Origin of the sequence: Bradyrhizobium sp. STM 3809 (genome assembly GCF_000239795.1) — a bacterium.
In the GTDB taxonomy this organism is placed as follows: Bacteria; Pseudomonadota; Alphaproteobacteria; order Rhizobiales; family Xanthobacteraceae; genus Bradyrhizobium.
Map to the genome: position 1 here is coordinate 1 of NZ_CAFJ01000462.1, position 10,425 is coordinate 10,425.

General features: G+C 67.0%; 11 protein-coding genes. 4 read left to right on the forward strand and 7 right to left on the reverse strand.

Features of this window, described 5'->3' with window-relative positions:
• Positions 1-488 precede the first annotated feature (488 nt).
• Positions 489-1,385 carry a LysR family transcriptional regulator gene (locus BRAS3809_RS21165; RefSeq protein WP_008964069.1) on the reverse strand — a complete coding sequence of 299 codons (897 nt, stop codon included), beginning with the start codon at positions 1,383-1,385 and terminating at the stop codon, positions 489-491.
• A gap of 273 nt (positions 1,386-1,658) precedes the next feature.
• Here BRAS3809_RS21165 and BRAS3809_RS21170 point away from each other — a divergent pair, with 273 nt between their 5' ends.
• Together BRAS3809_RS21170 and BRAS3809_RS21175 are read left to right on the forward strand one after the other, a co-directional pair.
• Complete coding sequence (locus BRAS3809_RS21170; RefSeq protein ID WP_008964070.1) at positions 1,659-2,393, forward strand: SDR family NAD(P)-dependent oxidoreductase; 735 nt, start codon at positions 1,659-1,661, stop codon at positions 2,391-2,393.
• 16 nt (positions 2,394-2,409) lie between these two features.
• A complete protein-coding gene (locus BRAS3809_RS21175) occupies positions 2,410-3,012 on the forward strand; it encodes an NADPH-dependent F420 reductase (RefSeq protein ID WP_035657435.1) in 603 nt (200 codons plus the stop codon).
• Between the two features lie 70 nt (positions 3,013-3,082).
• Here BRAS3809_RS21175 and BRAS3809_RS21180 read toward each other — a convergent pair whose 3' ends face one another.
• Positions 3,083-3,742: a TetR/AcrR family transcriptional regulator gene (locus tag BRAS3809_RS21180; RefSeq protein ID WP_008964072.1), complete on the reverse strand. Its 660-nt coding sequence runs from the start codon at positions 3,740-3,742 to the stop codon at positions 3,083-3,085.
• 94 nt (positions 3,743-3,836) lie between these two features.
• On the opposite strand from BRAS3809_RS21180, the gene BRAS3809_RS21185 reads away from it, so the two are divergent.
• Positions 3,837-4,496, forward strand: coding sequence for an O-methyltransferase (locus tag BRAS3809_RS21185; RefSeq protein WP_008964073.1), 660 nt, complete (start codon positions 3,837-3,839; stop codon positions 4,494-4,496).
• Positions 4,497-4,499: 3 nt separating this feature from the next.
• Here the strand turns inward: BRAS3809_RS21185 and BRAS3809_RS21190 are convergent, their stop codons facing one another.
• From BRAS3809_RS21190 to BRAS3809_RS21210, 5 genes are read right to left on the reverse strand one after another with little or no spacing between them, the layout of a single operon-like run.
• Positions 4,500-5,405, reverse strand: coding sequence for a polysaccharide deacetylase family protein (locus tag BRAS3809_RS21190; protein WP_008964074.1), 906 nt, complete (start codon positions 5,403-5,405; stop codon positions 4,500-4,502).
• A complete protein-coding gene (locus tag BRAS3809_RS21195) occupies positions 5,402-6,217 on the reverse strand; it encodes an ABC transporter permease (protein WP_008964075.1) in 816 nt (271 codons plus the stop codon). Before BRAS3809_RS21195 ends, BRAS3809_RS21190 begins: the two co-directional genes overlap by 4 nt.
• A complete protein-coding gene (locus BRAS3809_RS21200) occupies positions 6,207-7,061 on the reverse strand; it encodes an ABC transporter permease (RefSeq protein WP_008964076.1) in 855 nt (284 codons plus the stop codon). Before BRAS3809_RS21200 ends, BRAS3809_RS21195 begins: the two co-directional genes overlap by 11 nt.
• A gap of 7 nt (positions 7,062-7,068) precedes the next feature.
• Positions 7,069-8,118, reverse strand: coding sequence for an ABC transporter substrate-binding protein (locus tag BRAS3809_RS21205; protein ID WP_035657438.1), 1,050 nt, complete (start codon positions 8,116-8,118; stop codon positions 7,069-7,071).
• Positions 8,119-8,129: 11 nt separating this feature from the next.
• Positions 8,130-9,269, reverse strand: a complete 1,140-nt coding sequence (locus BRAS3809_RS21210; RefSeq protein ID WP_008964078.1) for an ABC transporter ATP-binding protein — start codon at positions 9,267-9,269, stop codon at positions 8,130-8,132.
• Between the two features lie 208 nt (positions 9,270-9,477).
• Between BRAS3809_RS21210 and BRAS3809_RS21215 the strand changes: the two genes are divergently transcribed.
• Positions 9,478-10,293 (forward strand): GntR family transcriptional regulator, encoded by an 816-nt coding sequence (locus BRAS3809_RS21215; RefSeq protein ID WP_008964079.1) that lies wholly within the window; start codon positions 9,478-9,480, stop codon positions 10,291-10,293.
• Positions 10,294-10,425: the final 132 nt, after the last annotated feature.

Sequence of the window (10,425 nt, forward strand, 5' to 3'; positions counted from 1 at the left end):
CTGTCTGGCCACCGTTGCGCATGATGCTTGCGCATCAGCGCGTGATACTAGCGTCGGAGTATCAGGACCACGCGACTTCGCCGTCCGGCTCCCCTCGTTCGTCCGCGCGCATGACGCACGCTGCGACGAGAACCGGCCACCGCATCCCACCCGACGCTTCGTGACGTTCGCGACAGCGCCCCTCGATCGGGCGGGATGCGCGGATATGATCATGATTTCGGTAAAAAAGAAATTGGAATATTTTTCGCAATGGGACTGGACAGGGCAAATCAGGTTGAGGAGACAGCAAAAATTCGGATCTTCGCGAACGCGGACTCGTGCTTGCAATCCCTCCTCGGCGCCTCCGCGCCGCTGCGCGATACCACGCCTCGTCCTCGCAGCGTGATCGACCCGGGGGAGGGAATTCACTGATTGAACGCGGCCGCTTGATGCGACGTAGCTCGCCTTCCATTCCGATGCGGCATGCGCCGCCAGCGACCTGCCGCCCGTCAGGCGTGCGCTGGGGACAGCCCTGCGAGAAGCGGCACGTACGCGGCGAGCCTGCGGGATACGAACTCCGTGAAGAGCTGTACGCGCTTCGTCTTGCGTGTCTCCCCCTGCGTGAGCAGCCAGAGCGTTCCGTACATGTGCAGTTCGGTGCCCGGCACCCGCACCAGCAGGGGATCCGCATCGCCGACGAAGCACGGCAGTGTCGTGATCCCGAGCCCATGCCGTACCGCAGCGATCTCCGCTGCGGCGTCCGTGGTCCTGAACGGAACCCCCGTGGTCCGAACGTCTCCCGTGGTGGCCCACTCTGGAACGCCATGCGTGCTGATGACGATCCACCGGATGGGATCAGGCGCGCCCGCACGCCATGCGGCCAGTCGATCCCGGGACATGTAGACGCCGCCGAACAGCTCCGGTCCCTTGAGGCCGTGAAGATTGAGCGGCAGGGTTTTACGATCATAGACGACGCGGATCGCAACGTCAGCCTCGCGGTTGGTCAGATTTGCCAGCTCGCCCGACGATAGAACATCCATCTCGATGTCCGGATGCAGACGCGCGAAATCGGCGAAGTCCGGAATGAGCAGGTGTGTCGCGAGGATCGGTGTCAACGTCACCCGCAGACGGCCGCGCACGCTCTGGTCGCGCCCGAAGACGCGTGTCTCCAGCTGATGCGACGACGCTTCCATCTGGATGGCGAGCTCGAGGACCTCCTCGCCCGCCACCGTGAGGCGGTAGCCCGAAGGCAGCTTCTCGAACATGTGCGCCCCGAGGCGTTCCTCAAGCTGGGCGATCCGTCGCAGCACGGTCGCGTGGTTCACACCCAGGGTCCCGGCGGCGGCTCGCACCGAGCCTCCGCGCGCGACGGCGAGAAAATAGCGAACGTCATCCCAGTCGATCATGGTGCATTCCCGCGCCGCGCCGTGCGCCTTCCAGGGCCCGTGTCCAACGCATCGTACGTCAGAACGACGGCCATCATAGCTTATGTCGACGAGCGGGGCACAATCCGAACAGCGGGGACATCGATCGTCGCGGCTGGCGCTGCTCGTCCAGCCGGATCGATTTTGCACCACCGATGTGCACGCTTCGGCACTCAACGCCTGACGCTGGCGGACCCATCTCGAAGGTGTCGGGGGCTCCCCCGAACAACCAAAGACGGAGTCTGAAAGGAAGTCATGAAAAAGCTTGAGGGTAAGGTTGCAGTCGTCACGGGTGGATCGAGCGGATTGGCGCTGGCGAGCGCCAAGCGGTTCGTTGAAGAAGGCGCCTACGTTTTCATAACAGGCCGGAGGCAGCAGGCGCTCGATGAGGCCGTCGAACTGATTGGCCGAAACGTGACCGCCGCGCGCGGCGACGCGGCCAATCTCGATGACCTCGACCGCCTGTTCGACACAGTCAAGCGGGTCAAGGGCAAGATCGACGTGTTGTACGCGAGCGCCGGCACGGGCGAGGCGGTTCAACTTGGCGAGATCACCGAGCAGCATTTCGATGCGACCTTCAACCTGAATGCGCGCGGCACGCTGTTCACGGTCCAGAAGGCGTTGCCGCTGTTCAACGATGGCGGATCGATCTTCATGACCGGGTCAGTTGCTTCGATCAAAGGTTTCCCTGGTTACAGCGTGTATGCAGCGAGCAAGGCGACGCTGCACGCATTCGCACGCGGTTGGCTCAACGAACTGAAGGGCAGGAATATCCGGGTGAACGTGCTGCACCCGGGGCCGATCGCCACGCCAATGCAGGACCAGGTTCTCACCGAGGACGCGAAAAGGATGTTCGAATCCCTGATCCCGCGGGGGAAGATGGGGCGTCCCGAGGAAATTGCGGCGGCCGCGCTGTTCCTTGCTTCGGACGAATCCAGCTTCGTGAACGGGGTGGAATTGTCTGTCGACGGCGGCTTCTCGGCCATCTGAACATCGGAGAATGATGATGAGCTGTTCAATCATAGGATTCGGCAAGATCGGCCAGGCCCTCGCCCATGCCTTCGCCCGCAAGAATATCGAAGTGACCGTCGCGAGCCGCCGGCCGCCCGAGGCGTTGGCGCCGCAGGCTCGGGCGATTGGACCCGAGGTTGTCGCCAAGTCGCTGCAGGAAGCGCTCGCGGCCGACACGATCATCCTGGCAGTCCCGTTCGCGGAGCATCGCGAGGTTGCCAATGCCCTGCCCAACTGGGAGGGCAAGACGATCATCGACGCGACGAATACGTTCGGCGTTCCTCCTGAAGAGCTGGACGGCCTCCCGTCCTCTGCCTTCGCCGCCAAGGCGTTCACCGGCGCCAAGCTCGTGAAAGGCTTCAATCATCTTGTGGCCGCCACCCTGGCTGCCGATCCGATCGTCGAGGTTGGGCACCGGGTCGTCTTTCTGTCTGCTGATGACGAGGACGCGGTCGCACCGGTGGCGGCCCTGGCTCGACAACTCGGGTTCGCACCCGTCAAGCTGGGAAAGCTCAACGAGGGTGGCGCGCTCGTGCACGCACGCGGCCGCGTTTGGGGCCAGCTCATCTTCCAGGATCTGTTCAAGAAGGAGCAGTAGGCGATCATACGATCGCATGACCGCCCGAGACCTGGTCACGCGCTGACCTCTTCGAGCAGCGCGCGACAGACTACTCGCAGGATGACTTACGGCTGGCTGCGGTGCTTGTTGCGGTGGACAGATACGCACAGAACATGTCGGCCATCGCGTCGGCATAGGCCCTAATCTCGGCGCGGCTGCGCGGGGTTTCGGAGAAGTGCTTGCCGACCTGGCCGAGCGTCGTCTTGACCAGGTCCGCGGCCCGCGCGCGCTCGGCCGGGCCGGCGTCGGGCAGCGCCTCGCGCATGAAGGCCAGCATGGCGCGGCGGCCGCGCGCCTGGGCCGCTTTCGATTCCGGCGCGTCGCGATAGAGCGGGGCGGCGTCGTCGAGGGCGCCGCGGATCGCGGCCTCGTCGCATTCCGATTGCAGGAAGGCGTGGACCAGCGCGCGCAGCCGGACCAGGGGCGGGCGGTTCTGGTCCTCGAGGATGCCGTGCAGCAGCGCCGTAGTCTGCTGCCACTCGTCGCTCTGCAGCCGGAACAGGATCGCGGCCTTGTTCGGGAAGTACTGATACAGCGAACCGATGCTGACGCCGGCCTTCTCGGCGACGCGCGCGGTGGTGAAGCGCTGCGCGCCCTCCGTCGTCAAAACCTGAACAGCGGCCTGCAGAATGGCCGCGACGAGGTCGGTCGAGCGCGCCTGCTGCGGCTGTTTTCGCGCGGAAATCTGGGCTTTTCGAGCGGCGGCCATGGCGCGGTCCGGAATGCGATTAGCGAATGCGAATGATTAGTCGTATTTTGCCCGGGACGCAAACGACACCACTTTGTGAAGACGGAGAACGTCCATGATCACCCTTACCACCCAGCCCGTTGCGCCGCTGCTCGACCGCCTGCTCGCCGAGGCCGCGCTGCTGCGGCCGGAGACGAGCCCGGTATTCGCCGGCATGGCCGAACGCGGTGAACGACTGATGCGCAGCAAGTCCGGCCATGTCGAGCTCTATTCGCAGCTCAAGGACTATCCGCTGCCGGTGTCGCGCGACACCGGCCTGCTGCTCTACATGCTGGCGCGCAGCTTCGCGGCCAAATCGATCGTCGAGTTCGGCACCTCGTTCGGCATCTCGACGCTGTTCCTGGCCGCGGCGCTGCGCGACAATGGCGGCGGCCGGCTGATCACCACCGAGTTCGAGCCGTCGAAAGTCGCGCGAGCCCGCAAGCATCTGGAGGAGGGCGGCCTGGCCGATTTGGTCGAGATCCGCCAGGGCGATGCGTTGCAGACCCTGGCCGTTGATCTTCCGGAGGAGATCGACCTGGTGCTGCTCGACGGCGCCAAGCCGCTGTATGGCGACATCCTCGCGCTGCTCGAGAGCCGGCTCAGCGCGGGCGCGTTCATCGTCGCCGACAACGCCGATTATTGTCCCGATTATCTCGCGCATGTTCGAGAACCAGCCAACGGCTATCTCTCGGTGCCGTTCGGCGACGAGGTCGAGCTGTCGATGCGGGTCTGAGCTTCACCGTTGCGGCATCGCGGCGGCAAAATGCGCCGCGATGTCGGCACGTCGCGCGATCCAGACGCGGTCGCCGAGCTCTGCCAGTGCGCCGAGGATGGCGTCGACCGCGGCGAACCGCGCCGGCCGTCCGGAGATGCGCAGGTGAAAGCCGATCGTCAGCATCGATGATGCGCCGCGTGCGGCCTCCGCGAGCAGCGTGCGCAGCGCGGCCGAGACGTAGTTGGAAAAATCCTCCGGCTGCACGAAGCCATTGGGGTGGAAGAACTTCATGTCGTTGGTGTCGAAGCCATAGGGCAGCACCAGCAGCGGCCGGCCGGCCGCCTTGGTCCAATATGGCAAATCGTCGTCGAGCGCATTGGAGTCGTAGGCGAAGCCGAGCTCGGCCAAGAGCTCGCGCGTCCACGGGCTCTGGCTGCCCCGCGTCATGAAGCCGACCGGCGTGACCCCCGTGGCGCCGGCGATGAGCGCACGGGTGCGCACGATGTCGCGGCGCTCGGTGGCGGCGTCGGCGTAGAGCGCATGCGGCAGCCAGCGCCAGCCATGCACCGCCGGCTCGTGGCCGGCCTCGACCGCGCTGCGGGCGAGATCCGGCACGCGCTCCACCGCACGGCCGCACATCATCAGGGTGGCGGGCATGTCGCGCGCGGCGAACGCATCGAGGAAGCGCCACAGGCCGGCGCGCATGCCGTAGTCGAACACCTGCTCCTGCACGAGATCGCGGACGCCTGGCGGCAGGCTTGGCTGCACCTCGCCATAGCGCTCTGTCTCGGCGTCGCCCTGTTCGACCGCGAGCTCGGCGCCTTCCTCGAAATTGATCACCAGCGACACCGCGATGCGCGCGCCGTTCGGCCAGGTGATGGCGGGCCGCTGCCGGCCGTAGCCACGGAGGTCGCGGATGATCGTCATGGCGAGGGCTTTCCAAAACTGCGGCTGAGGCCGCCGAGCGCCTCGGCGCAGACGAGGCCGAGCAGCGTGATCACCACGATGACGCCGGACACCGCGGCCACCCGGACATCGAGGCTGCCCTCGAGAATGGCCCACAGCTTGATCGGCAGCACCTCGGTGCGCGCGTCGGCCAGGAACAGCGAGACGGGGACGTTGTCGAAGGAGGACAGGAACGCGACCAGGCTGCCGGCGGTGATGCCGCGCCGGATCAGCGGCAGGGTGATGCGGCGGAACGTGTACCAGCGGCTGGCGCCGAGGCTGAGCGAGCAGGTGACGAGGGTGGGATCGAGCTGCTGCACGGCGGCGCCGACCATGCGGATCACGAAGGGGACGCAGACGATGGTGTGGCCCAAGACCAGCGTCCAGAACGACAACCGCAGGCCGATCACGTTGAACACCAGCAGCAGCGACAGGCTGAAGGCCATCGCCGGCAGCACCATCGGCGACATGAACAGCGCATCGAGCAGGCGGGCGAGGCGGCTACGGCTGTTGAAGATGCCGAGCGCGGCGGCGCTGCCGAGCACCGCCGAGAACAGCGTCGTGCACGAGGCGACGCGCAGGCTGGTCAGGGCGGGGGCGAGGATCTCGGGCGAGCGGAACAGCTCGACATACCAGCGTAAGGACCAGCTCGGCGGCGGGAATTTCAGCGTCATGCCCGATGTCAGCGAGATGATGAGCACGACGAGGGTCGGAGCGAGCAGCAGCAAGGTCGACGCCGCGGCCAGCGCGCCGACCAGGCCGCCATAGACGCGGTCGCCAAGGTCACGCTGCATGCTGGCCTCGCGTTGCCAGGCGCGACAGCGCGCCAATCGCCGTGACGATGCCGATCACGGCCGCGGTGAAGATCAGCGACAGCGCCGCCGCGAACGGCCAGTCCTGCACGCCCATCGACTGCTGATAGATGTAGCTCGGCATCAGGATGATGCGGCCGCCGCCGACCAGCGTCTGGGTGATGAACGCGGTTGCGGCGGCGGCGAACACCAGCAGCCCGCCCGCGATCGCGCCCGGCAGGGTCAGCGGCAGGATGACGGTGAAGAACACGCGGAAGCGGCCGGCGCCGAGGCCCTCGGCCGCCTTGGCCAGATTGCCGTCGAGCCGCAGCAGGCTGTTGATCAGCGGCAGCGCCATCAGCGGCAGCTGGATCTGGGTCAGCGCCAGCACGAGGCCGCCCCAGCTGTAGAGCAGGCGCGCCGGGCTGTCCCACAGGCCGAGCGAGAGCATGGTCGCGTTGACGATGCCGTCGCGGCCGAGGATCACGATCCAGGCGAAGGTGCGCACGACCGTGCTGGTGAGCAGCGGCAGCAGGATCAGGAAGGTGAGGGCGATGCGGAGGATCGTGCCGCTCGCGGCATAGACCAGAGCCAGCGGATAGCCGAGCACGAGCGTGCACAGCGCGACCTCGAGCCCGAGCATCACGGTGTCGGCGAGCACGCGCAGGCTGAACGGGTCGCGGAGGAAGCGCAGATATTGCACCGGCGACAGGTCGAGGAATTCGGGCGTGCGATACAGGCTGATCGCGACCAGCGCGATCAGCGGCAACACGAAGGCGACGACGAAGAGCAGCGCCAGCGGCAGCGCCGGCGCGAGCTCGCGATGGCCGCGGGACGTATCCGACATTGGCGCGTCAGATCTTCACGTCCTTGTTGAAGCGCGTGATCCATTCGCCGCGGGGGCCCTGGAACTTGGTCCAGTCGAGCAGGACGTTGTTCGCGATCAGGTCGTCGACGCTGTTGGCGACCGTCAGATTCGCGCCGGTCAGGGCGACGTTCTTGTTGGTCGGCATCATCACCCAGGGCGCGGCCTCCAGCCCCTTCTGCGCCTCGGCCGACATCACGGTGTCGAGATAGTCGAGCACGAGCTTCGGATCCTGGTTGTTCTTCACGATCTGCGCGCTGGAGCGGATGATGACCGCGCCGGATTTCGGCTTGGCGAAGGCGACGTCCACGCCCTTGGCGGCGAGCAGCGCGACATTGTTCCAGTAGTTGAAGGCGATGTCGATCTCGCCCTGCTGGAACAGCGCCGCGAGCGCGCCCGGCGAGTTGGCGATGGCGCCGACATTGGGCAAGAGCTTCTTCATCGCCTCGAACGCCGGCTCGAGATTGGTCTCCGAGCCGCCGTTGAGCTTGGCGATCTCGACCATGAAGGCGGTGCCGAGCGAGGAGCCCATGCCGGTGATGCCGACGCGGCCCTTGTATTCCGGCTTCCACAGGTCCTCCCAGGAGGTCGGCGGCGTGGTGATCTTCTTCGGATTGTAGGCGATGCCGATCAGCTGCACCGTGACCACGGGCGCGTAGCCGTCGGGATGACGGAACGCCTGCGGGATCTGGGCGAAGCTCCTGGACGATTCAGCCGGGAATTTCTCGATCACGCCGCTGGCGATCGCCGGGATCAGCGGGCCCTCGTCGAACAGCACGACGTCGAACGGCGGTGCGTTGCGCGAGGCCTGGATCTTGCCGATCTGGTCGACGCCGAGCAGCGGCGTGAAGGTGACGTCGGCGCCGCTGCTCTTCTGGAACGCCGGCCCGATCACGGCGCGGAACGCCTCGTCGAAGCTGCCGGGATAGGTGGTCGCGACGATCGAGGTCGCCGCGCGGGCGCGCGACGACAGCATGATGTTCGGCGCCGCGAGTGCGGCAGCGCCGGTGGCGAGCAGGCGACGGCGGGACAGGATCATGGCGAAGCTCCTCATGGTCGGGTGATGGATGGCGAACCGGCGGGCGCATCGAAGACGTGCACCTTGGTGATGTCGGTGATGCCGAGCCACGCCGGCACGCCCGGCTGTCCCGACCACGCCGCGCGCGACTGGCTGACCTTGACGGACTCGCCGGACGCCATGACGCATTCGATGACGCTGACGGCGCCGAGCGGCATCACGACGCGGATCGTCGTCGGGATCGCGCCGGGGGCGTCGCCCGCGGACAGCGTCAGGTTCTCCGGGCGGATCGAGACGGTGATTTCGGTGCCGGCGGGACGCTGCCCGGCCTGCGGCAGCGCCAGCGTGCCGCCGGCGGCGAGCGCGACGTGGCCGCGCGGGTCGGTGGTGCGGCCTTCGAGAAAATTGGCGTGACCGATGAAGCCGTTCACGAACAGGCTGGCCGGCGCGTCATACAGCGCATCGGGCGTGTCGATCTGCTCGATGCGGCCTTTGTTGAGCACGACGATGCGGTCGGCCATCGACAGCGCCTCCTCCTGGTCGTGCGTGACGATGATCGAGGTGACGCCGCAGCTCTTCAGCAGGCTCTTGATCTCGATCTGCATGTCGAGGCGCAGGTTCTTGTCGAGCGCGGAGAACGGCTCGTCGAGCAGCACCAGCACGGGATCGATGGCGAGCGCGCGCGCCAGCGCGACACGCTGCTGCTGGCCGCCGGACAATTGGCGCGGAAAGCGCGCGCCGAAGGCCGTCATCTGCACCCGCGCCAGCATCTCGGCGACCCGGCTCTGGATCATCGCGCGCGGGGCCTGGCGGGCGCGCAGGCCGTAGGCGACGTTCTCGGCCACGGTGAGATGCGGGAACAGCGCGTAGTTCTGGAACACCATGCCGATGCGCCGCCGATTGGCCGGCGTGTGATCGACGCGCAGGCCATCGAAGGCGACACTGCCACGGCTCGGCTGCAGGAAGCCGGCGATGATCTGCAAGAGCGTGGTCTTGCCGCAGCCGGACGGGCCGAGCAGCGCGATCAGTTCGCCCGGCGCCACGGTGAGATCGATGGCGTCGAGCGCGATCGTGCCGCCAAAGCTGTGGCCGATGCCGGCGAGCGCCAGCGCGCAGCCGCGCGCCTCGGGCGCGGCCGCTGCCGTCTGCATCCTGATTGCGCTGCTCGACATCACGTCTCTCCGTCCGCCGTCAGGTCAGCAAGCCCTATGCCATCGGTCCGGCTTTCGTAACGCGTTGATCACGCGCGACATTTGTCATGGCGCCGAAAATTGGCGCCAATTGTTTTGGAGATATGGCGCCCAAATGGGCGACGCTTTGGCGTCAGAAGCAGCAGCGCGGCTGTTTCAAAGACGGCGCGGTTTGGCTAGATGTAGGGCCATGACCACGACTCGCGCCAAACCCCGCAACGTTGCGCGGACGGCTCCCGCCCGAAGCCAGGCGAGGGCCAAGCTGCGGCGGCGCCCGGTCGCGAAGCCGGAGACGGAGGCGCCCGATCCGCGACGGATGGACGATGATCCCGTCGTGCGCGGCATTCTCACCGCGATCAGCCAGAAGCGGCTCAAGCCCGGCACCAAGCTCGGGGAGGACCGGCTGGCGCGCGCGCTCGGCACCACGCGCATCCATGTCCGCCAGGCGCTGGCGCATCTCGCCTCGCGCAAGATCGTGGTTCAGTTTCCGAACCGCGGCGCCTTCGTCTACCGGCCGACCTGGGAGGAGGCGCGCGAGATGTTCGCCGCCCGCCGCGTGATCGAGGCGGCGACGGTGGCGGCCGCGATCGATCGGCTCGACAAGCACGGCAAGGCGCTGCTGAAGGCGCATATGGCGCGCGAGGCGGCGGACGATCGCTCCGACCGCTGGACCTCGCTGTCGCTGACGGCCGACTTCCACATCCTGATCGCCGAGCTCGCCGGCAACCACGTGCTGCTCGACATGGCGCGCGAGCTGATGCTGCGCACGTCGCTGGCGATCGCGACCTTCGAGCAGCCGGGCGAGCCGGATTGCTCGCCGGATTCGCATCCCGACATCGGCGCCCTGGTGCTCGCCCGCGACAAGGCGGCGGCGATCGCGGCGATGACGCATCATCTCGAGGACATCGAGCGCCGCATCCAGCCGCGCGACGCCGAGGCCGAGGTGGACGAACTGACCGCGATCTTCAAGGATCTCGGCGTCGCCGCCGCGCGCCATGACGGCTGAGCGCGGCATGGCGCTGATGACCCGGCCGCTGCCGCGCATTCTCCTGATCAACCCGAACAGCTCGGCGGCGACCACCGCGATGATGGTGTCGATCGCCGCGGCGTGCTGCAACGGACGGGCAGAGGTGGTCGG

Coding starts and splice junctions, on each gene's coding strand:
- BRAS3809_RS21170 (WP_008964070.1), top strand. CDS start 1,659: ATGAAAAAGCTTGAGGGTAAGGTTGCAGTCGTCACGGGTGGATCGAGC.
- BRAS3809_RS21200 (WP_008964076.1), bottom strand. CDS start 7,061: ATGTCGGATACGTCCCGCGGCCATCGCGAGCTCGCGCCGGCGCTGCCG.
- BRAS3809_RS21165 (WP_008964069.1), bottom strand. CDS start 1,385: ATGATCGACTGGGATGACGTTCGCTATTTTCTCGCCGTCGCGCGCGGA.
- BRAS3809_RS21195 (WP_008964075.1), bottom strand. CDS start 6,217: ATGCAGCGTGACCTTGGCGACCGCGTCTATGGCGGCCTGGTCGGCGCG.
- BRAS3809_RS21175 (WP_035657435.1), top strand. CDS start 2,410: ATGAGCTGTTCAATCATAGGATTCGGCAAGATCGGCCAGGCCCTCGCC.
- BRAS3809_RS21190 (WP_008964074.1), bottom strand. CDS start 5,405: ATGACGATCATCCGCGACCTCCGTGGCTACGGCCGGCAGCGGCCCGCC.
- BRAS3809_RS21205 (WP_035657438.1), bottom strand. CDS start 8,118: ATGATCCTGTCCCGCCGTCGCCTGCTCGCCACCGGCGCTGCCGCACTC.
- BRAS3809_RS21215 (WP_008964079.1), top strand. CDS start 9,478: ATGACCACGACTCGCGCCAAACCCCGCAACGTTGCGCGGACGGCTCCC.
- BRAS3809_RS21180 (WP_008964072.1), bottom strand. CDS start 3,742: ATGGCCGCCGCTCGAAAAGCCCAGATTTCCGCGCGAAAACAGCCGCAG.
- BRAS3809_RS21185 (WP_008964073.1), top strand. CDS start 3,837: ATGATCACCCTTACCACCCAGCCCGTTGCGCCGCTGCTCGACCGCCTG.
- BRAS3809_RS21210 (WP_008964078.1), bottom strand. CDS start 9,269: ATGTCGAGCAGCGCAATCAGGATGCAGACGGCAGCGGCCGCGCCCGAG.